Source organism: Streptomyces sp. NBC_00286, from assembly GCF_036173125.1.
GTDB lineage: Bacteria > Actinomycetota > Actinomycetes > Streptomycetales > Streptomycetaceae > Streptomyces.
The window spans coordinates 8,775,469-8,799,910 of the sequence record NZ_CP108054.1 but is presented as its reverse complement, the minus strand read 5'-3'; the positions used below and the strand labels follow the sequence as shown (position 1 = coordinate 8,799,910).

Genomic DNA, 24,442 nt, shown 5'->3' with positions numbered 1-24,442 from the left:
ATCAGCCTTCCGTATCAGGCGTCCCCGTACGCCTCTCCCCCCAGCTCGAACCCCGCCGTCCCCGCCGTGGCGTCGGCCAGCCAGGCCCGGAACGTCTCCACGTCCGCGTCCGGGAGGGCGATTTCGAGGGTGACGGCCTCTCCGTAGCGGACGTCGCGTATCTCACGGCCTGTCGAGCGCAGGTCGTTCTGCACCTTGCCGGCCCGCTGGTGGTCGACGGTGACGGTGGCGAGACGGAAACGTTTACGTGTGAGGGTGCCGACGGCGTCCAGGGCCTCGCCCACCGCTCCCCCGTACGCCCGGATGAGGCCGCCCGCGCCGAGCTTGACGCCGCCGTAGTAGCGGGTGACGACGGCTACGACGTACCGCAGGTCGCGGCGCAGCAGCATCTGGAGCATCGGGACGCCTGCCGTGCCGCCCGGTTCGCCGTCGTCGCTCGCCTTCTGTACGGAGGCGTCGGTGCCGATGACGTACGCGTAGCAGTTGTGCGTGGCGTCCGCGTGCTCCTTGCGGACGGCCGCGATGAACTCCTGGGCCTCCTGTTCGGTGGCCGCCGGGGCGAGCGCGCACAGGAAGCGGGAGCGGTTGACTTCGGTCTCGTGCACGCCTGCGCGGGCCACCGTGCGGTACTCGTCCTGCATCGGGCCAGCGTATGCGCCGCACGTGAAGGGGCCGCACCCGAAAACGTTCCGCACGCGCGCGTGCGTCCCGTCGAGCCACCCGCCGCGAACGTCAGCCCTTCTTGTCCCGCGTTTTCTTGTCCGGCTCCTTCTTGCCGCGCGGAACCTTCATGTCGGTGAGGAGGGCCATGCCGGGGCCGAGGGAGCGCCAGGTGTCGCCGTACCAGGTGAGGACCGCGATCGCCGACGTCGGGAACTTCGTGCGGACCTCGTCCAGCGCGTCGTCGAGGCTGTCTCCGGCCAGGGTGAGCACCAGTTCCTCGAGCCCGGGGTTGTGCCCGATCAGCAGCAACGTCCTGACCTCGTCGGCCACTTCGTGCACCGTTGCCAGCAACTCGGGTACGTCGGCCACGTACAGCCGTGGATCGTGGCGTACGGGAGGAGGTGTGGCCCATTCCGCCGCGGCCAGTTCCCAGGTCTGGCGGGCGCGTACGGCGGTCGAGCAGAGCGCCAGGTCCGGCCGCAGGTCGGCACCGACGAGGGCGCGTCCGGCGGCCGGGGCGTCGCGGCGGCCACGCGGTGCGAGCGGTCGTTCGTGGTCGGCGACACCGTCCGGCCAGGCCGATTTTGCGTGCCGCAGGATGACCAGGCGGCGTCTCGGGGGCGCTCCGGCGGGCGCGTTCACGACGGGGTCCCGCGGCCGATGTCACGGGTGAGTTCGAGGCCGAGGAGACGGTCGGCGTAGGCGTACGTCTCGAAGCGGGCACCGTCGGGCACGGTCTGGGAGGTCGCCACTCGGCGCAGTACGTCGAGTACGGCGGGCACGTCCAGGTCGTCCTCCCAGGCGGCGCGCAGCTGCTGGCGTACGGGATCGGGGATGGGACCGGAGGGATGCGTGGCCCAGGTGGCGACGGAACCCCGCCAGTGGCTGAGGACCTTCTCGGCGTCGGCCAGGGCGGCCGGTCCGAGCCGGAGGGGTTCGCTGCGGGGCCGCGCGAGCAGGGCGAGGCGCAGGGCCGAGGGGTTGCCCTCCACGCTGCCCTCATGCGCCGGGCCGCTCGCGTCATCGGCCGGGAACTCGTCGTGCACGGCGGCGACCTCGACGCGTACGCCGTCCGGCACCTCGTCGTCCTCGTCGCCGTCCGGGCCTTCCGAAGCCGCGACCACATGGAGCACCTGTGCCTCGCCCAGCGCCGGTTCGCCGGCCCGGTGGTCCTCGAACGGGCGGATGCCGAGGGCCGAGGCGCGTTCCCGGAGTTCCGTATGTTCCTCCGGGGCGGTCAGCACCGTCCAGACGGGCGTCCCGTTGAGTTCCAGGGCGCGTACGAGGATGTCGGCGACCAGGAGGACGCGCAGGCCGGTGGTGTCGGCGCGCGGTACATGGGCCTCGACGCGGGTCAGGCCGCGGCGGGCGGGGGCGGCGTCGGCGGGCTGCCCGGTTCGGGCGTCGGTGATACGGAGCACGGGGTGAGCGTAGGCCCGCGGGCGGCCGGGCGCAGGGGGACGTGCGTCATTCGGCACCCGGGCGATGGCGGAGGCGGCCGTACGCGGTCGATCCGGGCCGCACGAGGTCGGCGGCAGCTCAAGAGAGAGTGTCCGATCTGCGGCACTATGGTGCTGTGGTGCCGGTGCTCGAACGGCCGGCGCCCTCGGGCATGTCGGCGGACAAAGGGGTTCGGGCGTGCGGGAGTTGACGGTCATCGAGGCGCCGTCCGTGCTCGGGCTGCGGCCGTCCGGGGTGCAGGATCTGCCGGAGGCGCTGCGCGTGGCGGGGCTGCACGACCGCCTAGGGGCGGCCGTGGCCGGGAGGGTCGAGCCAGCGGGGTACGACCCGAGGCGGGACGCCGGCACCGGGGTACTCAACCCGGTTGGCATCGCCCGGTACTCCGTCGAGCTGGCCGATGCCGTGGGCGGCGTCCTGGACCAGGGCGGCTTCCCCCTGGTCCTCGGCGGCGACTGCAGCATCCTGCTCGGCAATCTTCTCGCCCTGCGCCGCCGGGGGCGTTACGGCCTGCTGTTCCTCGACGGCCACACCGACTTCTACCAGCCGTCCGCGGAGCCGACGGGCGAGGTGGCCTCCATGGAACTCGCCCTGGTCACCGGTCGTGGGCCCAGCCTGCTGACCGACCTGGAGGGCCGTGGTCCGCTACTGAGGGACGAGGACGTCGTCGCCCTCGGATTCCGCGACACCGAGGAGTCCACCGCGGCCGGGATGCAGCCGCTGCCGCCGGGGCTGCACGCGCTGGACCTCGATGCGGTACGGGCCCTCGGCGCCGGCACCGCTGCGCGTCAGGCGGTTGAACGGCTCAGCAGCGGCGGGAGCGGCGGTTACTGGGTCCATCTCGACGTCGACGTACTGGACGACGCCGTGATGCCCGCGGTCGACTACCGCATCCCCGGCGGACTGACCTGGACGGAACTCGAGGACGTGCTGCGGACCGCGCTGGCCGGGGATCGAGCCGTCGGCTTCGACGTGACGATCTTCAACCCCCGGCTCGACCCCGACGGCAGCATCGCCGCCCGCCTCACCGAGTGCCTGTGCAGTGGGCTGTCGGCGCGGCGCACCGATCAGTGAAACCTGCCGTCAGTCGGCGGGCTTCTCCCAGACCGAGACATGCTTGCGGCTCTCGCTGGTGAACGGCGCCCGCTCCCAGTCCTCCCAGCGGTCGCGCAGCCGCAGTCCGGCGAGCCGGGCCATGAGATCCAGTTCCGACGGCCACACGTACCGGAACGGGTAGTACTCGTGCTGGGCGTGCCCGTCGACGATCGTGACGTAGTTCGAACTCATCGCCTGGGTGGCGACGTCGTAGATGTCGAACGCCCACTGGGTCTGGCTGATGTGGAACGGCACGGCGTTCTGTCCTGGCGGCAGCCGGCGCAGCTCGGGCACCCCTACCTCGATGACGAAGCAGCCGCCCGGCCGCAGATGGGCGGCGGCGTTCTCGAAGCAGGCCACCTGGGCGTCCTGCGTCGTCAGATTGTTGATCGTGTTGAAGACCAGGTAGGCGACCGCGAATGTGCCCTCCACCCGTGTGGTGGCGAAGTCGCCGATCGTCACTTCGACGTTGTCCCCGCCGGGCTTGGCACGCAGCCGGGCCACCATGGCCCGCGACATGTCGATGCCATGGACCGGGATCCTGCGCCGGGCCAGCGGCAGTGCGATCCGGCCGGTGCCGACGCCGAGTTCGAGCGCCCTGCCGTCGCCGGCGAGCCCGGCCAGCAGGTCGACCGCCGGATCCACCGCCTCCGGGCGGAACATCTCCGCCGCCGACTCGTCGTAGCCGGCCGCCACCTTTTCCCCGAAGTAGCCATCCTCATCAAGCATTTGGGGAACGTACCGCCCGCGGCCCGGCCGACGCCCGCGATTTTTCGGCGGCTTCTGATCAGGTCCTGTCGTCCACGGTGCCGGCCGGGCAAGGCTCACCCCGGTACGTACCGAAGGACCACCTGTTGCCCTCGGGATCGGCGATCTGGAACTCGCGGCTGCCGTACGGCTGGTCCTCGATCTCGCGGAGGATCTTCACTCCGGCCGCGCGCAGCTTCTCGTAGAGGTCGTCGACCTGGTCGGTGACGACGTAGGCGCCGAAGGTGCCCGGCTGCAGGGACCATGGCTTGCTGTCGGGGGCGTACGAGCCGAGCATGATGCCGCCGCCCTCGGGCCAGTCGAGTTGGGCATGGGCGACCTGGTCGCCGTCCTCGTAGACGGCGGTGCGCAGGAAGCCGACGGTGTCGACGAGGAAGTCGATCAGGGCGGGTGCGTCGTGGGCCTGGAGCGTCGGCCAGACGCTGGGGGAACGCTGCTGCTGGGTTGCCTGGGTTGCCTGGGTTGCCGTGGTGTTGGTGGTCATGCCTCCTACTGTTCGCCGCCCCGGTGGCCTCCGGCTTGGATATTCCGGCACTCTTCGGCGAGCCAGGCGGTGGGGCTGACGCCGGTGTACTGGTGGAAGTCCCGTACCAGGTGCGAGTGGTCGTAGTAGCCGCAGTCGGCCGCGATCCGCGCCAGGTTCGGCGAGACTCCCTCGGTGACGCCGCGGACGACGACGCTCTTCGCGTGCTCAAAGCGCATCAGCCGGGCGGCCTGCTTGGGGCTCAGGCCGGTCTCGGCCCGGAAGAGCGTGGTGAGGCGGCGCGGACTGAGCGCCACATGCTCGGCCAGCCCGTTGAGGGTGCCGGCTCCGCGGTGCCGGGCCAGCCAGGCCCAGGCCTCCCCGACCTCGGGCCGCACCCGCCCGTCCTGCTCCGACCGGGCCACCTGACCTCTCAAGTACGAGGTGAGCAGGGCGAACCGCGCCTCCCACCCCGTCTGCTCCAGCAGCCGCTCATGAAGCTCCGCACCCCGCCGGCCCAGCACATCCGTCCCCGACACGACGATCTGGTCCGCGAGCGCACCCGCAGGCAGCCCGAGCAGCCTGCGCGCCGCCAGGGGATGCAGGGCCAGCTGGATGCCTGCCTCGTGCTCCGGCTGGATCACATACGCCGGGCGCTGGTGCAGTCCGCCCATCACGATGTCGTTGCGTACCGCGTCGTCGCCGCGCGCCTGCTCGGGGGTGAGTCCGCTGGTCACGGGCCCGTCCAGCGAGAAGATCAAGGTCAGAAACGGCGAGGGCAGCCCTCGGTGCAGGGCGGGTTGCACCCCTCGGGAGCGGTAACCCACCGCGGACACGACCAGGTCCGCGAGCCCGGGCGCACCCCGCACGAACTCCCGCACTCCCTCGCCGTCCCACCCCGATCCGTGCGCCATACGGCCAGTATGCGAGGCCCGGCCGGGGCTTGCCGAGTATGCGGGAATCACCGCTGCCCGCCCGCTGTTGCCTGCCAGTGCAGGCACCGCAGGACGCCCCAAGGAGGCCGAACGTGTACGGCGACTCAGCTACGGTCCGCAAGATCCTCACCGAGCTCGGTGACACCTGGGCGATCGTCGGACTGTCGACGAACGAGCGCCGGGCGGCCTACGGAGTCGCCGACGTCCTGAAGCGCTACGGCAAGCGCATCGTCCCCGTACATCCGAAGGCCGAGACGGTCCATGGGGAGAAGGGGTACGCGTCGCTGGCGGACATCCCCTTCGACGTGGACGTGGTCGATGTGTTCGTCAACAGCGACCTGGCGGGTCCCGTCGCCGACGAAGCCGTCGCCATCGGCGCGAAGGCCGTCTGGTTCCAGCTGGGCGTCATCGACGAGGCGGCGTACGAACGGACTCGTGCGGCGGGCCTCGACATGGTCATGGACCGCTGCCCGGCCATCGAGATTCCGCGGCTCGGCTGAGATCGGCAATCCGGCTCGGCTGAGACCGGCCATCCCCTCGGCTGATTCCAGCGAGCCTTCGGCCCGTTCTCAGCGGTTCTGGCGCGAGGTCACGGTGAACTGCGCGCCGTCGGGGTCCCGGAGCACCGCTTCCGTCGGGGGTACCTCCGTGTGTGAGGTACCGACCCGGACGACGGTGCCGCCGTGGGCCCGCGCGGCGGCGACGCAGGCCTCGACGTCGGGGACCGCGAAGTGGATCTGCCAGTGCGGGCGGATGGTTGGGTCGGGCGCCGCTTCCACGGCGCCGGAGTGTATGCGGGCCACGACGCCGCCCTCACTGCGCAGGACGACCTCGTCCGCCTCGTAGTGGACCTCGCAGCAGCCGGGCTTCTTGGAGGCCCACTCGAGGACCTCGCCGTAGAACATGGCGGCGTCGAAGGCGTCGCGGGTGTGCAGTCGTACGAAGGCCGGGGCGGCCCGGCGCCAGGACTCCCAGCCGGAGATCAGCCGGCCCTCCCAGATGCCGAACACCGCTCCGTCGCGGTCCGCGAGGAGTGCGGCCCGGCCCGGCGGGAACGCGATCGGGCCGACCGCTGTCGTCCCGCCGCGTTCCTGCCCCCGGGCCACGGCCTCGTCCGCGCTGGACACGGCGAAGTAGGGGGTCCAGGCGACGGCCATCTGCCACATGGACGCCACGGGCGCGATGCCCGCGACCGGCACCTCGTTGGCGTAGGCGATGCGGAACCGGTCGCCCAGCGGGATCGACCGGAACTTCCAGCCGAAGACCGCGTGGTAGTAGTCCTCCGCGGCGGCTTCGTCGCGTGCCGTGAGGCTGACCCAGCACGGGGCGCCGAAGACCGACTGACTGGTGATGACATCGTCTTGGACTGTGGTGTCGCGGTTCATGGCCGTTCCGTCCTGCGTTCCTGGCTTCCTGACCGGTGTACTCAGCCGCCGGTGCCGAATCGCTCCCAGACGCGGTGCTCGCCCAGCAGCCGGGTGATCTGTTCCAGGGCGCTCGTGCCGCTCTGCGCGGACACGACGCCCGGCGCACCGGCCGGGACGCCCGCGGCATCCAGGGCGGTTTCGGCACCCGCCCAGCCGCCGATGGCCTTCCCGTGCCGGTAGGCCTCCGACAGCATCAGAAGCACCCGGGGGTCCGTGGTTGCTTCCGTACCAGCATCCCCCGCCTTGGCGTCTCGCGCTCCGTAGGCGTCGGCGCCGGGTCCCGGAGCGCCCGCCAGCAGGACGGCGTCGTACTCCACCGACCGGGCCGTCGCGAAGGTGCGCTGCACCTGGACGGGCTCGCCCTCCGCGTCGAGCTTGCCGCCGGCCGGGGCGATCACCAGCGGGACCATGCCCGCGTCGAGGACGGCCCGGCGCACGGTGCGTACGCCGTCGAGGTCGCCGCGTTCATCGGTGACGATGCCGATGACGCGCCCGTCCAGCGGCCAGGTGTGGCCCAGCTGTGAGAGGGCGGGGCTGGGGTCGACGGCCGTGAGGGGAACGGTGGCCTCCGGTGCGGGCAGGCCGAGACCGATGGCGACCTGCTCGCACAGTTCGGGGTCGATATTGGCGAGCACCTGGAGCCCGCGCTCCTTGACGCCCTGCTCGTAGCACTTGCCCAGCTCGAAGGTGTACGCGGCGATGATGTGCTCGCGCTCCACCGGGGACATGCTGCGCCAGAAGAGCCGGGGCTGGCTGAAGTGGTCCGAGAAGGAGGCCGGGGCCTCGCGCTGCTTCCTGGCCGCCGGCACCTCCACCGGCGTCTCGATGTAAGCGCCGGTGTCGGCGCCCGCGAGGAACGGGCAGCCCCCGTCGAGGGAGTTGGGCCGGTAGGGCGCCGCTCCGGTGTGCACGGCCGTCTGGTGCATGCCGTCCCGGTGCATGTCGTTGACCGGGGTGTGGGGGCGGTTGACGGGGAGCTGCGCGAAGTTCGGCCCGCCCAGGCGGCTGATCTGGGTGTCCAGGTAGGAGAAGAGCCGGCCGGCCAGCAGCGGGTCGTCGGTGATGTCGATGCCGGGCACGAGGTGGCCGGGGTGGAAGGCGACCTGCTCGGTCTCGGCGAAGAAGTTCGACGGGTTGGCGTTCAGCGTCAGCAGGCCCACGGGCTGTACGGGTGCCAGCTCCTCCGGGACGATCTTCGTCGGGTCGAGCAGGTCGATGCCCTCGAAGGTCTGCTCAGCGGTGTCCGGGAAGGTCTGGATGCCCAGCTCCCACTCCGGGTAGGCACCGGCCTCGATGGCGTCGGCGAGGTCGCGCCGGTGGAAGTCCGGGTCGATGCCGTTGATGAGCTGCGCCTCCTCCCACATCAGGGAGTGCACGCCGAGCTTGGGCTTCCAGTGGAACTTCACCAGCGTGGTGGCGCCCTCCGCGTTGACCAGCCGGAAGGTGTGCACGCCGAAGCCCTCCATCATGCGGAACGAGCGCGGGATGGCCCGGTCCGACATGTTCCACAGCGTGTGGTGGGTGGCCTCGGTGTGCAGCGTGACGAAGTCCCAGAACGTGTCGTGGGCACTCTGCGCCTGGGGGATCTCCCGGTCGGGGTGCGGCTTTCCGGCGTGGATGATGTCCGGGAACTTGACCGCGTCCTGGATGAAGAACACCGGGATGTTGTTCCCGACCAGATCGAAGGTGCCCTCACCGGTGTAGAACTTCGTCGCGAAGCCCCGGGTGTCGCGCACCGTGTCAGAGGAGCCGCGCGAGCCGAGCACCGTGGAGAACCGTACGAACACCGGTGTCTCTGCCTCGCCGGTGAGGAAGGCCGCCTTGGTGACCTTCGCTGCGGTGCCGTAGCTCCGGAAGACACCGTGCGCGGCGGCACCGCGCGCGTGCACGACCCGCTCGGGGATGCGCTCATGGTCGAAGTGGGTGATCTTCTCCCGCAGATGGTGGTCCTGCAGCAGAACCGGCCCGCGCTCACCGGCCTTCAACGAGTGGTCGGTGTCGTAGAGCCTGGCTCCCTGGGCCGTCGTCAGATATGCGTCACCCTGGGCATTGGCGGAGGGGTCTGCGCCGGTGGTCTGTCCGGTGGGGCTGACCGTCTCGGGTGCGCTCTGGTCGGGCTTGGGCGGGAGGGGTGCGTGGGGTTCGGTCGGTTCGGCGACCGACGGCGTGTGCGGTCCTGGCTTGCCGGGGACACCGTCCGCCGGGCCGTCTTCGCGCAGTACGTCGGCGGCCTTGTGCGCAGCGGTCTTCAGCGGGTTCTTGTCGCTCATCGCACTTCCAACTGTCGGGGAGTGGTCTGCGCCGCCTGGGTACCCGCGACCGGCCCCCTGAACCAACCGGACCTCGGCAGACCCCGAGCCGCGCGGAGCGCTCAGTCCTCGCCCAGGACGATGTTGCTCTGCAGGTCCCCCGGCTCCTGCTCACCCCGCTCGTCCCGGCGGGCCCCGCGAGCGGCGGGGACAGGGCGCGTACCGTCTTGGGTCCCGCGCTCCGTGATCTCCGGCTCGACGCCGGACGGCTCGATGTCTGCACCGGTGCCGGTTTCCATGGGGGCACCTCCTACGTCATGTGCTCGTGACTGCGAGTACCCGGCGCCCGCGTTCGAAACGGGCGGTGCGTTCCGCGCCCGGTCGCAGCGGAGGCTTCGGTCCGCGGTTCGGGGGGACTCGGGGCGCATGACCGAGAAGGCAGACATCCGCGGCTCGTACTGGATCGACACGGCGCCCGGTGAGACGTATCCGCCGCTCGAGACGGATGTGACCGTCGACGTGGCCGTGGTCGGCGCGGGCATCGCCGGACTGAGCGCTGCCTGGGAGCTCGCCCGCGCCGGGCGTGGTGTCGCGGTCCTGGAGGCCGACCGCGTCGCCGCGGGCGTCACCGGCCACACCACCGCGAAGCTGTCCGCCCAGCACACGCTGATCTACGACCGGCTGCGCCGGACCCGCGGCCCGGAGGCGGCGCACCTGTACGCCCGCTCGCAGACCGAGGCGATCGAGCACGCCGCGGCCCTCGTTGACGAGCTGCGCATCGACTGCGACTGGGAGCGCAGGAGCGCGTTCACCTACACCCGCGACGAGCGCCGGGCCGGCGAGATCCGCGCCGAGGCGGAGGCCGCCCGCGAGGCAGGCCTGGACGCGGAGTTCGTGACCGAGACCGCTCTGCCGTACCCCGTGGCGGGCGCGGTACGGGTCGCGCACCAGGCCCAGTTCCACCCGCGCAAGTACCTCCTCGCCCTCGCCGACGATCTACGGGCCCGGGGCGCCCTCATCCACGAACGCACCCGGATCCTCGGCCTCGAAACGGGCTCCGCCTGCCGTCTGACGGCCGAGACCGGCGCGCAGGTGACCGCCGGCGCGGTCGTGATCGCCACGCACTACCCGGTCTTCGACCGGGCGCTGCTGTTCACCCGGCTCTCCCCACGCCGCGAACTCGTCGTGGCCGCACCGATAGCGGCGGACCGGGATCCCGACGGCATGTACATCACGCCCGAGGAGGACACCCGCTCGGTCCGCACCGCCCCCTACGAGGACGGCCAACGGCTCCTGATCGTCACCGGCGAACACTTCACCCCCGGTACCGGCGACACCGACAAACGGTTCGCCCGCCTCACCGACTGGGCCGAGGAGCACTTCCCCGACATCACGCCCACCTACCGCTGGGCCACTCAGGACAACGACTCCACCGACACCGTGCCGCTCGTCGGCCCACTGCCCCCACTCTCACGCCACGCATACGTGGCGACCGGCTTCGGCGGCTGGGGCCTCAGCGGCGGCATCATGGCCGGCCGCCTCCTGTCCGGCCTCATCACCGGCGACCGCCCACCGTGGGCCGAACTGTACGATCCGCGCCGCCTGCGCTCCGTACTCCGCGAGGCCCCCGCCTTCCTCAGGCACCAGGCAACCGTGGCCCGCCACTTCGTAGGCGACCGCATCCCCCCGTCCCACGCGGACTCCCTGACCGACATCGCCCCCGGCACCGGCGCCGTTGTCCGCCACGGCGGCCAACGCTGCGCTGTGTATCGCGACGAGGACGGGAGCCTGCACTCCGTCTCGGCGAGGTGTACGCACATGGGGTGCCTGGTCGCGTTCAACGCGGCGGAACGCGCCTGGGAATGCCCGTGCCACGGCTCCCGCTTCGACACGGACGGCAGGGTGGTACAGGGCCCGGCGACGCACGCCTTGGAACAGCGTGAAGTCCGCGAGACGGAGCCGCAGGAGGACTGACGGTTCCTGTGCGATACCGCGCCCCTTACGGGGCGCGGGGAACTGCGCGACCAGCCACAACGGACCCGCAGCGTCGAAACTGCCCCACCCAGCGGAGCGCTCGGCGTCGAAACTGCCCTACCCAGCGCAGCTAGTAGACTGTCGCGACTAAGTGTCGTTCTGGTTGGTGGAGTTGGGGTCGGGCAGGCTTCGCTTGATGCTTCCGTTCGGCCGGGCAGGGGTGCCGTGTCCTCGCAGAAGAAGTATCCGGTTGTCTTGAGTGCCGAAGACCGTCGGGCGTTGGAGCGTGTGACGACGACGGGGGTCCGCAGCGCGTCGATGATCAGGCGGGCGCGGGTGCTGCTCGCGTTGGACACCTCGGCCGGCGAGGTCGCTCCGCGGGCGGTGATCGCGGAGCGGGTCGGGGTCTCGTGCGATTCGGTCCGCCTGATCTCGAAGCGGTACGCGGAGACCGGCGGCGATGTGTGGGCCACGGTCGGCCGGAAGGAACGCGCACTGCCGCCGGTGCCCTCCCCGGTGACCGGCGAGGTCGAGGCAAGGCTGATTGCGCTGGCCTGCTCGAAGCCGCCCAAAGGACACGCCCGCTGGTCGCTGCGCCTGCTGGAGAAGCACGTCGCGCTGGCCGAGGACATCCCGGATCTGGACCACTCCACGATCGGGCGGGTCTTAAAAAACGGAACTGCGCCCTCACGTGAAGAAGTGCTGGACCATCCCGCCCGCTGCGAATGCGGCCTTCGCCGCGGCGATGGAGGATGTCCTGGCGGTCTACCACCGGCCCTTCGACCCGACGCGCCCGGTGGTGTGCATGGACGAGAAACCGTACCAGTTGCTCGGCCACGTCCGTGATCCGCTTCCCGCGCGGCCGGGCCGTGACCGCCGCGAGGACAACGAGTACGTCCGCTCGGGGACCTGCTCGATCTTCTGCTGGGTCGAGCCGCTGCGCGGATGGCGACGCGTGGACGCGCAGCCCCGCCGGACCAGGGTCGACTGGGCGCACCAGGTCGAGCACCTGCTGACCGTGGACTACCCCGACGCCGCCACGGTCGTGCTGGTGATGGACAACCTCAACACCCACACCACCGCCTCGCTCTACGAGGCGTTCGACCCGGCAAAGGCCTTCGCGCTGACCCAGCGCCTGGAGATCCACCACACCCCCAAACACGGGTCCTGGCTCAACATCGCCGAGATCGAGCTCTCCGCGCTCACCCGCCAGTGCCTGGACCGCCGCCTCGACGACCTCGCCGTACTCAACGCCGAACTTGCTGCCTGGCAGCAACAGACCAACAGCAACCAGCGCCAAGTCGACTGGCAGTTCACCACCGACGACGCACGCGTGAAACTACGCCACCTCTACCCAACCACACAGCGAAATTAAGCCGCGACAATCTACTAGTGCCGCATCAGGCAAGGTTCGCCCTGTCGTGATGTGTCGTCCACTTCCTGCGCCAGGAAGCATCGGACGGCCGGAATGATCAGGTGGCTGAACGCGTGCGGGTTCGGGAGATTGATGACGACGAGGGCAGGCGGTTGCTGCGGATCATCCGCATCCTGCTCCGGGAGGAGGGCGTCTCCGGCGCGCCGCCCCCTCGATGCGCCAGGCCGGCGGCGGTGCGATCGTCGACGTCAACTCCATCGCCGGCCTCGCGGCCGCATTGGGCTTCGTCGCGGACAGCGGCGCCGTCCTCCTGCTTGGAGACCCTTCGCCGCTCCGCTGCCCGGCCGCTAGCCCTCGGTGTTGCTCAATCGTGCTCAGCCCTGCCCACGGGAACCTCTGGTGTGGCTTGGATTCCGGTCCAGCAGCAGGGGCCTCGGCCGGCGCGGGTACCGGCGCTGTCGCCGTGGCCCTGCGCCGAGACCCTCAGGCGTCATGGGCCCGGGTGAAACCGCCCGCAGAGTGGTCATGTTCGAGCGCAACTGCCCCGGCCGGCACGCCGGGTTCGCGGACCACGCCTCGAGGGAGGCAGAGGAGGGTAGGGATGAAGGAGTTTCTTGTTGTGGCCGTTGAACGACAACGAGTGGCAGTACGCGCTTCTCACGGAGGACGTTGCCCCGCGGTACCGCGGTGGCCTCACTCCTCCGGGGACGAGTGTGGCGGGGTCGGTGTGGATGTCGTGGCCGGTTGACGCAGCAGTTGTTCGATGAGGCGTTCCTTGGCCAGGGCAAGGTGGCGCCGGTAGGTGCCGTAGGGCACGCCCAGTCGCCGGGCGGCGGCCTTGTGGGTGCGCAAGGCCGTGATGTAGGTGGCGGTGAGAGCCTCGTGGGCTTTGACGCCCGCGGGGTCGATCTGTATCGCGTCGAGGGCTGTGGTGATGGCGCCGCGCAGGTCCGCGACCGGGTCGGGTGAGCCCGACGGCACGAGATGGGAGTGCAGCAGGACGCTGGTCGCGAATTCGCGTGGGGTCTGCCAGGTGCGCAGCGCCTCGAGCACGCCATCCTCGAACGCGGCGCGCGGCAGCTGGTCGCCTGGGCCGCTCGTGGAGGCGGTCGCAGGCCATGTCGCTACGGGCGTGACCGCGGTGCGAGCCCGGTGTTGCACCCACTGTTCCACTGTTTGCCGTCGCCAGTCCCGGCCGAAGACGTGCTGTAGCAGGCCGCCGACGTCCACGGCCGCGACCTCCGGCATCCCGGCCTTGGCGAGGTAGCGTCCCCACCGGTCGGCGTCTTCGAAGACGGTGAAGGTCACCGCGCGTCCGTGGCTCCTCATCTCCTCGGCGATGGTGCGCCGGCTGATGAGGTCCATCAGGGGTGAGGGTCGCTGGTGCCCGCCGGGTTGCACCGCGAAGCGGCGGATGCCCAGGTGCTCGCCCGGTCCCAGGGGAGCGGCCGCCTCCACGAGGTCCCAGACTGCTGCGATCACCGGGTCCTCGGCGCGGTCCTCGGGCAGCGGCGCGTCCAGCCGCAGGATGGCCATGAACGACACGGGCGCGGAGGAGCCCGCGTAGCGGTGGACGCGGAAGGCCTCCGGCTGGCGGCGCAGCCAGTGTGCGACCGCGGCTGCCGACGCCGAGCCCTCGGCCTCCTCGGCCATGCGCAGCACGCCGGGCACGTCTTCCGACCGGAGCAGAGTGTCCTCGATGTGGGGGTGCGTCCGGTAATTGTACAGATTGTCCGGGCCGCCCTGGTCGCGGAAGAGGAACATCCATTCCGCGACTCGTAAGAGCGCGTCGTCGGCGGTGGCGGAGCGCACGGCGTGCAAGCCGGCGAGCGAGATGCGGGCGCGGACGTCGTCGTAGCGCTCGGGGTCCCGCCAGCGCAGGTCGGCCTCCAGGGTCGCCCGCACCGCGTCGTGCGGGTGCAGGCCTTCGGGGGTGGCCTCGATGTAGGGCAGTTGGCGCAGCCAGGAGAACACCGTGTTGGCGTCCTGGTCACCCAGCACTTTGCGGAGCAGGGGCTCGCGGGTGACGTAGGCCTGCGCGACGACCTCGAGGGCGCGTCGGTGGACGGTGCTGGGCAGGTCGCCGACCAGCCGCTCGACCAGGGTCGTCAGGACGTCGCCGGTGGGGTACCACGGTGCGCCGGGTGCCGCGGCGGGCACGGAGGCGGCCAGCGAGAGGGCGAGCGGGCTGCCTCCGGCGAAGGCGACGAAGGCGCCGCGCTGCTCGGCGGGGACACCCCGGGCGGCGAGCAGGGCGTGGGACTGGGCGGCGTCGAGCGGCTGCACGGCCAGTGCGGTGAACAGTTGCGCCCATCCAGGGTCCAGCGACCATTCGGCGTCGGGGGCGGTCCTGCTGGCCACAACCACGATCGCATGGTCGGCGAGCCGGAGCAGGAAGGTTTCGCGCAGCCACGTCTCGAGGGGCTGGCACTGCTCGAAGGTGTCGATGAGCAGCACCGTGCCGGGTTCGGTGCACGCCGGGGCGGCGGCCTCCTCGAGTCGGCGCGGATCGGCGTCGAGGAACCGCGCGTCCACGTGCACCACGCGGCGGCCGACGAGTTCCGCCTGCCGGGCGGCGTAGCGCACCAGCGAGGACTTGCCGATGCCACCGGGGCCGTGCAGGTACGCCACAAACGGCGCTTGCGCCGCGCCCGAGAGCATCCGGTCGAGCACCGCCCGCTCCGGCTCCCTGCCCACCAGCGCACCGGCTCGTGCCGCGGCCAGCCGGCCCGCCAGGCCCCTCGCACCCAATCCGGGCTCCTCTCGTCAGGCCCATCTTGCCGTCGAAGATCCGATTGATGAAGCGCTTTCGACGTGAGTAGCACCGAGCGCGGAGCAGCACCCGGGACGGAGAGCACTGCTCGCATGTATGCAGCACCGACTCGACGTCGTCCGGGGGCTACGCCACAGTCCCTGTCCTCGGCGTCGCTCGTCGCTTCTTCCACTGGCCCTACGTCGAGCGGGAGGTGTCGTGGTCCCTTCTGCGTGGCCTGGGTCGGATCCTTATGCTCCACCTTTGCGGCGGCGCGGTGCGGCCGAGCGAGACGGCGTCGAGCGCATGTGGTCGCGCACCGGCGCCAGCAGGCCGGCGAGAGCCTCGACGTCGTCGCGCGAAAGCGGCTCGAACAGGAGGCCGCTGACTACCTCGACGTGGCCCGGCAGCACCTTCGCAAGCAGCACACGCCCGGCATCGGTGATGGTGACGTTGATGCTCCGCTCGTCGTCCGGCGAGGGAGCGCGGATGACCAGGCCCTTCTTCTCGAGCAGATCCACCTGGTATGTCAGGCCGCTGCGGCTGTAGACGACGCCGTCGGCCAGGTCGGTCATGCGGTGACTGCCCGTCGGCGAGTCCCCGAGGCGGGCCAGCAGCTGGAACTGCACATAGCTGAGATCGCCGGCCTCGCGCAGCTGCTGCTCGACGGCATGCCGGAGCAGGCTGGTCACCTCGATGAGATCGAAGTAAGTGCCGAGCTGCACGGGGTCGAGCGACGGCGGTGAATCAGGCATGATCGAAGTCTACTGCTTCGAATTCGAAGAGTGTGGGGTGCCGACTTCCAGTTACCGCAGGCGGCGCTGGAACCGAACTTCTCCGCGTGTTTCGATGCCATCCCGGCCGGGTGTATTGAGCCGGACGCGAGGGTCTCACGGGTCTGATGTCGTGACCTCCTGCGCGCACGGTGTGGGCAGTGTTGGGCCCGGCTGAGCACCGCAGAACATGGAGATCGGGCAGTGGTGCGGCGCAGGGTTGCGAGCAGAAGGAACGCCGCCGCCCACAGAGCTCGAGGACCGGCCATGAACATCCCTTACCTCGCGCAACGTCGTCCGCAGCCCTCCCCGGTGACGGTACGACAGCCCGGCCGCGGGGATGAAGCCATGAACACGATGCCGGGATGAACACCGCCGCGTGGAGCCCGGTGTCTCTGGCCGTCCTGTGCGCCGGCGTCGGCTACGGGCGCCCGACCCGACGGCTCGCGGACTGGGTGGCGGAGGCTGTGTGCCGGTCACTGGCGGTCGGTGGTGCGCGCGCCGAGGTGGAGGTGCTGGAGCTGCACCGGCTGGCGGCCGACCTCGCCCAGCACTCCACCCACGACCGCGTCAGCCTCGACCTGCGGGAGGCGATCGCGGCGGTCGTGGCGGCCGACGGGCTCGTGGTGGCGACCCCGGTGCTCGCCGCCTCCCCGAGCGAGGTGCTCGACTTGTTCTTCGCCGTCCTCGGGGACGGCGTCCTCTCCGGCATGCCGGTGCTGCTGGCGCTCAACAGCGGCTCCCGCTGGCGGCCGCCGGACCTCGCGCAGGTGCTACGCAGGCGCCTGGCCGGCGTGCACGCCGACCCCGTGCCCACGGTCATCGTCGCCGACCCCGCCGACTGGCCGGCCACGGCTCACAGCGACGCGGCGCGGCTGCGCGCCTGCATCGACCAGGCCGCCGCCGAACTCGCCGTGGCGATGCGCTCGCACCGGCAGTGACCGACAAACACTTGCTTCGAATTCGAAGCAGAGGTATCGTCATCACAGTTGCTTCGAATTCGAAGCAACATCGACCGCAGTGAAGGTGAGAACCGAAATGAAGGCAGTACGTTTCCACGAGTACGGCGACCCCGACGTCCTGCGCTACGAGGACGTGGAGCAGCCCGTCCCCGGGGCCGGTGAGGTCCGGATCCGCGTCGCCGCGACGTCGTTCAACTCCGTCGACGGCAACATCCGCGGCGGCTTCATGCAAGGCCCCATCCCGGTGGTGCTGCCGCACACTCCCGGCATCGACGTCGCCGGCACCATCGACGCGCTGGGCGAGGGCGTGGACGGCATCGCGGTCGGCGACGACGTCATCGGCTTCCTGCCGATGGACGGGAACGGCGCCGCCGCGGAGTACGTCCTCGCGCCGGCCGAGGTCCTGACGCCGGCGCCCAAGAGCATCCCCCTTCCCGACGCCGCCGCACTGCCACTCGTGGGCCTCACCGCGTGGCAGGCGCTTTTCGACCACGGCAAGCTGACGGCCGGGCAACGCGTGCTGATCAACGGCGCCGGCGGAGCGGTCGGCGGCTACGCCGTGCAGCTGGCCAAGGGAGCCGAGGCCCACGTGATCGCCACGGCCAGCCCGCGCAGCAGCGAGGCGGTCACGTCGGCCGGCGCCGATGAGGTCATCGACCACACCACCACCGGCGTGAGCGCGGCGGTGACCGAGCCGGTCGACGTCGTGCTCAACCTCGCGCCGGTCGACCCGGCCGAGCTGGCCGCGCTCGTCACACTGGTCCGTCCGGGCGGGGTCGTGGTGAACACGACGGTATGGATGCCCGCGCCCTCCGACCAGGAGCGCGGCGTGCGCGGCATCGACCTGTTCGTCCGCAGCGACGCCGACCAGCTGTCGCAGCTGATAGCGCTGATCGACCGCGGCGAGCTGCGCGTCGACGTCGCCGAGCGGGTGCCGCTGGCCGAGCTGCCGGCGCTCCACGCCCGGGCCGCCGAAAACGCGGTGCACGGCAAGGTCATCGTCGTCCCGCCCGTCGCCTGACGCCGATCCTCCACCGAAAGGAAAAGGCCATGGCACTGAGTTTGGATCCCGAAATCGCCGAGGCGCTGGCCCCGATGGCCGGCGCGATGGCGGACGCCACACCACCGGCCGTGGGGGACATCGCGGCGCGGCGCGCCATGTGGGAGCCGATCATCGGCGCCGCGGGAACGGCCCAGCCGGTCCCGGCCGACGTGAAGACCAGCGAGCACTGCACGACCACCGGCGACGGCGCGCGGATCACCATGCGCTGGTACACCAAGGACGGCGCGGCGCCTGGCCCGGCCGTGCTGTTCTTCCACGGCGGCGGATACATCTTCGGCCACATCGACCTGTTCGACGGGCCGCTCGCCCGCTACGTCTCCGCCAGCGGCGTACCGATGCTGTCGGTCGAGTACCGCCGCGCCCCCGAGCACCCCTTCCCGACCCCGCTCGAGGACGCCTACACCGCACTGCGCTGGCTGCACGAACACGCCACCGAACTCGGCGTCGACACCGACCGGATCGGCGTGATGGGTGACAGCGCCGGCGGCGGAATCGCCGCAGCCGTGTCGATCCTCGCGCGCGAGCGCGGCGGCCCGAAGATCGCCCGCCAGATCCTGCTCATGCCGATGCTCGACGACCGCACCACCACCCCCGATCCACACATCGCGCCCTACCTGCTGTGGTCCTACGACGACAGCCTCACCGCATGGCCGGCCCTGCTCGGCGAGGCCGCCGGCGGGCCCGACGTCCCGGCCACGGCGGCCCCAGCCCGGCTCGAGGACGCGACCGGCCTGCCGCCGGCCTACATCGAGGTCGGCCAGCTCGACGTCTTCCGCGACGAAGACACCGCCTACGCCACCAAACTCAGCCGCGCCGGCGTGCCGGTCGAATTCCACCTGCACCCCGGCGCCCCGCACGAGTTCGACTCCATCGCCTTCACCTCCGACGTCGCCCGCCGCGCCATCGCCGACCGCATCCGCGTCCTCAAGTCGATCTGAGCCGGCACCGAGCGCGCTCACCCCGTGCCGCAGGAGGGGTATGCAAGCGCTCCACACAGGTGGCCCCTCGCCCCGTTGCCCGCCGCGATGGGGCCCCTCGGACACCGGCAAGAACACACTGAAGCACCGCGCGGCCGGGCCGGACTCCCACTTCGGGCAGCATGCGCATCGACGGCCGGGAGACTGCCGGACTGTATGAGACCCGCCCGGCACCTGATCCTCACCCGACTGACCTTTGAAGGAGACGATTCCGGTGATCCCCGACGACGACCCGTCCCGCTCGCTGACCGTGGCGGACCCCGACGATCCCGGCACGACGTACATCTCTCTGGTGGGCAACACGTACGCCATGCTGGTCACCGGCGAGCAGACCGACGGCCGGTACTGCCTGATCGACATGCGCGTCCCCGACGGCGGCGGCCCACCGCCGCACCGGCACGACTTCGAGGAGATGTTCACCATCCTCGAGGGCGAGATCGAGTTCACCTTCCGCGGCGAGAAGCACACCGTAGGGGCCGGGTCCACGGTCAACATCCCGGCCAACGCCCCGCACAACTTCCGCAACGCTTCGGGTGCGCCGGCCCGCATGCTGTGCATGTGCACCCCCGCAGGCCAGGACGAGTACTTCACGCGCATCGGCGATGTCGTCGCGGGCAAGGACGCGCCGCCGCCACAACTGTCGGAGACCGAGCTCGCGGAGCGCCGCCGCCGCGCGGCCGAGTTGGCCTCGACCTACCGGAGCGAGTTCCTGTGACTCGCAGGGCCGGCAAGCCCGGCACCGGTCGACAGGGTGAAGTTCCCCGCTGAGCTGGACAGCCAGGACGAGATCGTTCGGGGCCATCGCCTACACCACGACCAACAGTTCCTGGCTCAACCGTATCGAGGCCCAGTTCACCGCCCTGCGCCACTTCGCACTCGATGGCACCGACCATGCCGGCCACAAAGAGCAGGGCAGCATGATCCGCCGCTACATCAGCCGGCGGAACAAGCATGCCGCCGACGATCGCCTCGAGGTCGTCAACGGGGCGAACGTTGCCTGATGCGGAGCTAGTCGTGCGCAGGCCGACCGCTCAATCGGTGGTCGGCCAGATTGAGCGCCTCGTCAACAACCCGGCGCAAATGCCCATCCCGCAGGGAGTAGATCACCCGCCGCCCCTCCTTGCGCGTGCTCACCAACCCCGCCAGCCGCAGCCGCGCCAAATGCTGACTCACCGCCGGCCGCGCGGCCCCACACCGCTCCGTGAGCGAGGTGACGTCGGCCTCGCCGTCAGCCAGGGCGTGCAGCAGCGCAAGCCGAGTCCGGTCTCCGAGGAGGGCCAGAACCTCGGCGGCAAGGGCGAACTGCTCCTCGCCCGGGCTGCGCGGATGCGCATCCTGCGCAGGTGATAGGTGCATGCGTGCGCTCATACGCACATAATGGCTCCGTGAACCTCGCCGAGTCCACTCCCGCGCACGGAAAGGGGCCCATGTGAGCGCCGAGCAGCACCACAGCCACGACCATCCCGGTCACCGTCACCACGGCCGCCGCGCCCACCCCCTCCACCGGCTGAGCCACCTCCTCAAACCCCACTCCCACCAGACCGCCGACAAGGTCGACACCTCCCTGGAGTCCTCCGCCCGCGGCATCCGAGCCCTGTGGATCTCCCTGGCCGTACTCGGCGTGACCGCCACCGCGCAGGCGGGCGTCGTAGTGGTCTCCGGCTCGGTCGCGCTGCTGGGCGACACCGTGCACAACGCCGCCGACGCGCTCACCGCCGTACCCCTCGGCATCGCCTTCGTACTGGGCCGGCGCGCGGCCACACGCCGCTTCACATACGGCTACGGCCGAGCCGAGGACCTGGCCGGCCTCGTGATCGTGCTGACGATCGCCGCGTCCGCCGTCTTCGCGGGCTGGACGGCGATCGACCGCCTGCTCGACCCGCGCCCGGTCGAGCACATCCCGGTCGTAGCCGTCGCGGCCGTCATCGGCTTCGCCGGCAACGAGTGGGTCGCCCGCTACCGCATCCGCGTCGGCCGCGACATCGGCTCGGCCGCGCTCGTCGCCGACGGCCTGCACGCGCGCACCGACGGCTTCACGTCACTCGCCGTCCTCCTGAGCGCGGGCGGCACGGCACTCGGCTGGCAACTCGCCGACCCCATCGTCGGGTTGGCGATCACGGCGGCCCTGCTACTTGTGCTGCGCGATGCCGCCCGCGAGGTCTTCCGCCGGGTCCTGGACGCGATCGACCCGGCCCTGGTGGACCGCGCCGAGCGGGCCCTCCGGGAGGTTCCGGGCGTACAGTCCGTCGGCGAACTCCGGCTCCGCTGGATCGGTCACCGGCTACGGGCCGAGGTGGCGGTGGTCGTGAACGGCGACATGACCGTACGCGAGGCGCACCGCGTGGCCGTCGAGGCCGAGCACGCCCTGCTGCACGCCATTCCCGGGCTCACCGCGGCCACGGTCCACGCCGACCCGTCACCCACCCCCGGCGAGACGGATCCCCATCTGGCCCTGGCCCACCACGCGACCGCCTGACCAACGGGATCAGGGGATCAGGCGACGCCGAGCCCTTCCAGCACCACGGCGTTCGGCAGCTCCGCGAACGCCTTCCCCGGCACCAGCAGCTTCCCGCGTCTACGGCCACTGCCGACCAGGACGTACGGCAGATCGACCACCGCCGAGTCCACAAGCACAGGCCAGTCGGCGGGCAGCCCGAGCGGCGTGATCCCGCCGTACTCCATCGCGGTCTCGCCGGTGGCGATGTCCATCGGCGCGAACGACGCCTTGCGGGCGCCCAGTTGGCGCCGGACCACACCGTTCACATCGACCCGGGTGCCGGAGAGCACGACGCAGGCGGCGAGCGTGCTCTCCCCGCCGCGCTTGCCCGCGACGACCACGCAGTTGGCCGACTGGTCGAGCAGTTCCGGACCGTAGTGCTCGAGGAACGTGGCGGTGTCGGCCCACTCCGGCTTGGTGTCGACGTACACGATCTGCTCGGCGGGGACGTTGCCGCGCCAGTGGCGTACGGCGTCGGCGACCGGGCGGGTCAGTTCGTCCAGGCAGTGGGGCGCGGGCGTGGCGTTGTCGAAGTGGCCGATGGGTGCGTCCATGAGCGCACGCTAACAGGGCGGCCGGGGCCGTGGGCCGGGCGTCGCCTCAGCGCACGGGCGGGACCGAGACGGCCAGCATCCACTCCGTGGGGACGTCGCCCTGGTTGCCGTACGTGTGCGGGGCGTCGGCCTCGAAGGTGGCGCTCGCACCGGCCGGGACGCGGTACTCCGTGCCGTCGACAGTGAGGGTCAGTTCGCCTGCGGTGACGTGGACGATCTCGACGGTGCCGACGGGGTGCGGGTCCGAGGTGCTGCTCTCGCCCGGCATCACCCGCCAGTGCCACATCTCCAGCGGGCCGGGCGCCTCGGTGCCGGCGAGGAGCCGGCTGTGACTGCCCGCGTCGGTGTGCCACAGCCGGACCACCTGCTCGGCCGGGACGATCCGCACCTTCGGTCCCTGTTCGTAGTCGAGCAGGGTGGTGATGCTGACGCCGAGCGCGTCACCGATCTTGATCACCGTGCCGAGGCTGGGGTTGGTGCGGGCCTGCTCGATCTGGATGAGCATGCCGCGGCTGACGCCGGCCCGGGCGGCGAGCACGTCCAGCGTGAAGCCGCGCACCGCGCGCCAGTGCTTGACGTTGCGCGCCAGGGACCGGGTCAGCAGATCGAGGTCCGACACATTCCGTCCAACGTTGCGGAGTCCAATATTCTGGATGACAGGGTTTACCCGACTGAACTACGGTGGGCTGCACCCGATCGTGCACCGAACTGTACTGCGAGGCCCCGTGACAGCAGTCTTCGCCCTGGCCACCAGCCTCCTATGGGGCCTGGCCGACTTCGGCGGCGGGCTGCTCACCCGACGCACGTCGGCGCTGACCGTGGTGGTCGTCTCGCAGTCGATCGCCACCGTCGTCCTCGGCGCGATCGTCGGGGCGACGGGCGCCTGGAGCGAGGCGGGCCCGCAGCTGTGGTTCGCGGTGGCGGCGGGGCTCGCCGGGCCCGTCGCGATGCTCGCCTTCTACAAGGCGCTCGCCCTGGGCCCGATGGGCGTCGTCTCGCCGCTCGGCTCCCTCGGCGTCGCCGTCCCGGTGGCGGTGGGCCTCGTCCTCGGCGAGCGCCCCGGGCTGCTGCAGTTCGCGGGGATCGCGGTCGCCGTCGTGGGCGTCGCACTCGCCGGCGGCCCGCAGTTCAAGGGCGCCCCCGTGCAGCGACAGGCCGTGCTGCTCACCCTGCTCTCGGCGTTCGGCTTCGGCGCGGTGATGGCCCTGATCGCCGAGGCCTCGACCACGCTGACCGGCCTCTTCCTCGCCCTCTTCGTCCAGCGCGTGACGAACGTCGTCGCGGGCGGCACGGCCCTCTACGTCGCCGTCCGCCGCGGCACCGAGACTCCCCCGAAGGTCGCGCCGACCGCGCTCCCGGCGCTCGCCTTCGTCGGTCTCGCCGATGTCGCGGCCAACGGCACATACGCACTGGCCGCCCAGAACGGCCCGGTCACCGTGGCCGCCGTACTCGCCTCGCTCTACCCGGTGGTCACGGCCCTGGCCGCACGCGGCTTCCTCAGCGAACGGTTGCGCGGCGTCCAAGCGGCGGGCGCGGGCCTGGCCCTCGTCGGCACGGTCCTGCTGGCTACGGGTTAGGAGTCGGCCCGTACGTCGTCGACGGCGCCCTCCGCACCCAGCGCGGCGAGGCGGGCCGCGGCCTCGGCGTCGAGTTCGGTCAGCGCCAGCAGCTGGTCCGGGGTGACGCCTTCGGGAATCGGCACCGGCGCCGGCGTACGCAGGGGAGGCTGCCAGCCGTCGCCCGGCGACCAGCGTCGTACGACACGTGCCGGGGCCCCGGCGACGACCGCGTGGTCGGGCACCACGCCCCGTACCACCGCCCCCGCCGCCACCACGACGTTCCGCCCGATCCGCGCGCCGGGCAGGATCACCGCACCCGTCCCGATCCAGCAGCCGGAGCCGATCTCCACCGCCTCCATCCGCGGCCACTGCTTGCCGATCGGCTCGTGGGGATCGTCGTACGAGTGGTTCGTGGAGGTCACGTACACATAGGGCCCGAAGTAGCAGTCGCTGCCGATCGTGACCGTCGTGTCGGCGATGACATGGCTGCCGCGGCCGAGCACGACCCCGTCGCCGATGCGCAGAATGGGATCGGGCCCGAGATCGAGATCGGGCATCAACCCGGCGGTCAGCGTGACCTGTTCGGCGACGATGCAGTGGGCGCCGAGATGGATCCACGGCTCACCGAAGACCGTGCCGAGCGGGAAGGCGAGCCTGGTACCTGTTCCCATCGCACCGAAGCGGAACCGTCCCGGGCTCTCGGCGCTCACGGACCCCGTGCGCTGCACCCAGGCCCAGCCCGCATGCACGGCGCGCTGGACGAGGCGGCGCCGCCATGACGAGAACGTGTTCCTGCTCCTGGGCACCCGCTCACCGTACTCAGCGGGCGCCGCACCCAAGAGGCCGTACGCCTGTGATCTTCGCCCCACCCGGCCATGTGAACCGATGGCTTACGGTG

At 71.2% G+C, this 24,442-nt stretch carries 25 protein-coding genes and 2 pseudogenes; 12 read left to right on the top strand and 15 right to left on the bottom strand.

The annotated features are described in order from the left end of the window. Positions 1 to 14: 14 nt before the first annotated feature. The 3 genes from OHT21_RS39800 to OHT21_RS39790 form a co-directional block, all read right to left on the bottom strand. Complete coding sequence (locus OHT21_RS39800; RefSeq protein ID WP_328773100.1) at positions 15 to 641, bottom strand: YigZ family protein; 627 nt, start codon at positions 639 to 641, stop codon at positions 15 to 17. Positions 642 to 732: 91 nt separating this feature from the next. Continuing rightward, the gene (locus OHT21_RS39795; RefSeq protein ID WP_328773099.1) at positions 733 to 1,305 is read right to left on the bottom strand and encodes a SixA phosphatase family protein; all 573 of its coding nucleotides are present in this window, start codon (positions 1,303 to 1,305) and stop codon (positions 733 to 735) included. Beyond that, positions 1,302 to 2,084 (bottom strand): hypothetical protein, encoded by a 783-nt coding sequence (locus tag OHT21_RS39790; protein WP_328773098.1) that lies wholly within the window; start codon positions 2,082 to 2,084, stop codon positions 1,302 to 1,304. The genes OHT21_RS39795 and OHT21_RS39790 overlap by 4 nt, the downstream gene beginning before the upstream one ends. Before the next feature lie 217 nt (positions 2,085 to 2,301). On the opposite strand from OHT21_RS39790, the gene OHT21_RS39785 reads away from it, so the two are divergent. Next, positions 2,302 to 3,195, top strand: a complete 894-nt coding sequence (locus tag OHT21_RS39785) for an arginase family protein (protein WP_328773097.1) — start codon at positions 2,302 to 2,304, stop codon at positions 3,193 to 3,195. A gap of 9 nt (positions 3,196 to 3,204) precedes the next feature. Here the strand turns inward: OHT21_RS39785 and OHT21_RS39780 are convergent, their stop codons facing one another. From OHT21_RS39780 to OHT21_RS39770, 3 genes are read right to left on the bottom strand one after another with little or no spacing between them, the layout of a single operon-like run. After that, on the bottom strand, positions 3,205 to 3,945 hold the full coding sequence (locus OHT21_RS39780) for a class I SAM-dependent DNA methyltransferase (protein ID WP_328773096.1): 741 nt from the start codon (positions 3,943 to 3,945) through the stop codon (positions 3,205 to 3,207). A 58-nt stretch (positions 3,946 to 4,003) separates the two neighbouring features. After that, positions 4,004 to 4,468 carry a VOC family protein gene (locus OHT21_RS39775; RefSeq protein WP_328773095.1) on the bottom strand — a complete coding sequence of 155 codons (465 nt, stop codon included), beginning with the start codon at positions 4,466 to 4,468 and terminating at the stop codon, positions 4,004 to 4,006. Positions 4,469 to 4,473: 5 nt separating this feature from the next. Then, positions 4,474 to 5,361, bottom strand: coding sequence for a helix-turn-helix transcriptional regulator (locus OHT21_RS39770; RefSeq protein ID WP_328773094.1), 888 nt, complete (start codon positions 5,359 to 5,361; stop codon positions 4,474 to 4,476). A gap of 113 nt (positions 5,362 to 5,474) precedes the next feature. Between OHT21_RS39770 and OHT21_RS39765 the strand changes: the two genes are divergently transcribed. After that, positions 5,475 to 5,882 carry a CoA-binding protein gene (locus OHT21_RS39765; RefSeq protein ID WP_328773093.1) on the top strand — a complete coding sequence of 136 codons (408 nt, stop codon included), beginning with the start codon at positions 5,475 to 5,477 and terminating at the stop codon, positions 5,880 to 5,882. A 69-nt stretch (positions 5,883 to 5,951) separates the two neighbouring features. Here OHT21_RS39765 and OHT21_RS39760 read toward each other — a convergent pair whose 3' ends face one another. From OHT21_RS39760 to OHT21_RS39750, 3 genes are all read right to left on the bottom strand, one after another. Further along, a complete protein-coding gene (locus OHT21_RS39760) occupies positions 5,952 to 6,767 on the bottom strand; it encodes a VOC family protein (RefSeq protein ID WP_165342812.1) in 816 nt (271 codons plus the stop codon). 41 nt (positions 6,768 to 6,808) lie between these two features. Next, positions 6,809 to 9,079, bottom strand: coding sequence for a catalase (locus tag OHT21_RS39755; RefSeq protein WP_328773092.1), 2,271 nt, complete (start codon positions 9,077 to 9,079; stop codon positions 6,809 to 6,811). Between the two features lie 101 nt (positions 9,080 to 9,180). After that, complete coding sequence (locus OHT21_RS39750) at positions 9,181 to 9,357, bottom strand: hypothetical protein (RefSeq protein ID WP_328773091.1); 177 nt, start codon at positions 9,355 to 9,357, stop codon at positions 9,181 to 9,183. Positions 9,358 to 9,484: 127 nt separating this feature from the next. Between OHT21_RS39750 and OHT21_RS39745 the strand changes: the two genes are divergently transcribed. From OHT21_RS39745 to OHT21_RS39735, 3 genes and pseudogenes are all read left to right on the top strand, one after another. Further along, positions 9,485 to 11,032 carry an FAD-dependent oxidoreductase gene (locus tag OHT21_RS39745; RefSeq protein WP_328773090.1) on the top strand — a complete coding sequence of 516 codons (1,548 nt, stop codon included), beginning with the start codon at positions 9,485 to 9,487 and terminating at the stop codon, positions 11,030 to 11,032. A gap of 318 nt (positions 11,033 to 11,350) precedes the next feature. Beyond that, positions 11,351 to 11,641: pseudogene (locus OHT21_RS39740) on the top strand (helix-turn-helix domain-containing protein); the annotation flags it as partial. An 82-nt stretch (positions 11,642 to 11,723) separates the two neighbouring features. Beyond that, entirely contained in the window at positions 11,724 to 12,407 is a 684-nt protein-coding gene (locus tag OHT21_RS39735) for an IS630 family transposase (RefSeq protein WP_328766012.1), read from the top strand. A 693-nt stretch (positions 12,408 to 13,100) separates the two neighbouring features. On the opposite strand, the gene OHT21_RS39730 is transcribed toward OHT21_RS39735, so the two are convergent. Beyond that, positions 13,101 to 15,158 (bottom strand): ATP-binding protein, encoded by a 2,058-nt coding sequence (locus tag OHT21_RS39730; RefSeq protein WP_328773089.1) that lies wholly within the window; start codon positions 15,156 to 15,158, stop codon positions 13,101 to 13,103. 252 nt (positions 15,159 to 15,410) lie between these two features. Next, positions 15,411 to 15,914 carry a MarR family winged helix-turn-helix transcriptional regulator gene (locus OHT21_RS39725; protein ID WP_328773088.1) on the bottom strand — a complete coding sequence of 168 codons (504 nt, stop codon included), beginning with the start codon at positions 15,912 to 15,914 and terminating at the stop codon, positions 15,411 to 15,413. A 383-nt stretch (positions 15,915 to 16,297) separates the two neighbouring features. On the opposite strand from OHT21_RS39725, the gene OHT21_RS39720 reads away from it, so the two are divergent. The 5 genes and pseudogenes from OHT21_RS39720 to OHT21_RS39700 all read left to right on the top strand — a co-directional run. Continuing rightward, on the top strand, positions 16,298 to 16,873 hold the full coding sequence (locus OHT21_RS39720; RefSeq protein ID WP_328773087.1) for an NAD(P)H-dependent oxidoreductase: 576 nt from the start codon (positions 16,298 to 16,300) through the stop codon (positions 16,871 to 16,873). A gap of 97 nt (positions 16,874 to 16,970) precedes the next feature. Further along, on the top strand, positions 16,971 to 17,915 hold the full coding sequence (locus OHT21_RS39715) for an NADP-dependent oxidoreductase (RefSeq protein WP_328773086.1): 945 nt from the start codon (positions 16,971 to 16,973) through the stop codon (positions 17,913 to 17,915). 29 nt (positions 17,916 to 17,944) lie between these two features. After that, positions 17,945 to 18,895, top strand: a complete 951-nt coding sequence (locus OHT21_RS39710) for an alpha/beta hydrolase (protein ID WP_328773085.1) — start codon at positions 17,945 to 17,947, stop codon at positions 18,893 to 18,895. 253 nt (positions 18,896 to 19,148) lie between these two features. Further along, positions 19,149 to 19,649 carry a cupin domain-containing protein gene (locus OHT21_RS39705; protein WP_328773084.1) on the top strand — a complete coding sequence of 167 codons (501 nt, stop codon included), beginning with the start codon at positions 19,149 to 19,151 and terminating at the stop codon, positions 19,647 to 19,649. An 85-nt stretch (positions 19,650 to 19,734) separates the two neighbouring features. Continuing rightward, positions 19,735 to 19,935: pseudogene (locus OHT21_RS39700) on the top strand (transposase); the annotation flags it as partial. Between the two features lie 7 nt (positions 19,936 to 19,942). On the opposite strand, the gene OHT21_RS39695 reads toward OHT21_RS39700, so the two are convergent. Continuing rightward, positions 19,943 to 20,302, bottom strand: a complete 360-nt coding sequence (locus OHT21_RS39695; RefSeq protein ID WP_165342803.1) for an ArsR/SmtB family transcription factor — start codon at positions 20,300 to 20,302, stop codon at positions 19,943 to 19,945. A 61-nt stretch (positions 20,303 to 20,363) separates the two neighbouring features. Between OHT21_RS39695 and OHT21_RS39690 the strand changes: the two genes are divergently transcribed. Further along, positions 20,364 to 21,410 carry a cation diffusion facilitator family transporter gene (locus OHT21_RS39690; protein WP_328773083.1) on the top strand — a complete coding sequence of 349 codons (1,047 nt, stop codon included), beginning with the start codon at positions 20,364 to 20,366 and terminating at the stop codon, positions 21,408 to 21,410. 17 nt (positions 21,411 to 21,427) lie between these two features. Here the strand turns inward: OHT21_RS39690 and OHT21_RS39685 are convergent, their stop codons facing one another. Both OHT21_RS39685 and OHT21_RS39680 read right to left on the bottom strand, forming a co-directional pair. Further along, positions 21,428 to 21,985, bottom strand: a complete 558-nt coding sequence (locus OHT21_RS39685) for a YbaK/EbsC family protein (RefSeq protein WP_328773082.1) — start codon at positions 21,983 to 21,985, stop codon at positions 21,428 to 21,430. A 46-nt stretch (positions 21,986 to 22,031) separates the two neighbouring features. Then, positions 22,032 to 22,604 (bottom strand): helix-turn-helix domain-containing protein, encoded by a 573-nt coding sequence (locus OHT21_RS39680; RefSeq protein WP_165342801.1) that lies wholly within the window; start codon positions 22,602 to 22,604, stop codon positions 22,032 to 22,034. Positions 22,605 to 22,710: 106 nt separating this feature from the next. Here OHT21_RS39680 and OHT21_RS39675 point away from each other — a divergent pair, with 106 nt between their 5' ends. Beyond that, positions 22,711 to 23,562 carry a DMT family transporter gene (locus tag OHT21_RS39675; RefSeq protein ID WP_328773081.1) on the top strand — a complete coding sequence of 284 codons (852 nt, stop codon included), beginning with the start codon at positions 22,711 to 22,713 and terminating at the stop codon, positions 23,560 to 23,562. Here OHT21_RS39675 and OHT21_RS39670 read toward each other — a convergent pair. Further along, the gene (locus OHT21_RS39670) at positions 23,559 to 24,350 is read right to left on the bottom strand and encodes an acyltransferase (RefSeq protein WP_189327705.1); all 792 of its coding nucleotides are present in this window, start codon (positions 24,348 to 24,350) and stop codon (positions 23,559 to 23,561) included. The two genes, OHT21_RS39675 and OHT21_RS39670, sit on opposite strands and share 4 nt — an antisense overlap. Positions 24,351 to 24,442: the final 92 nt, after the last annotated feature.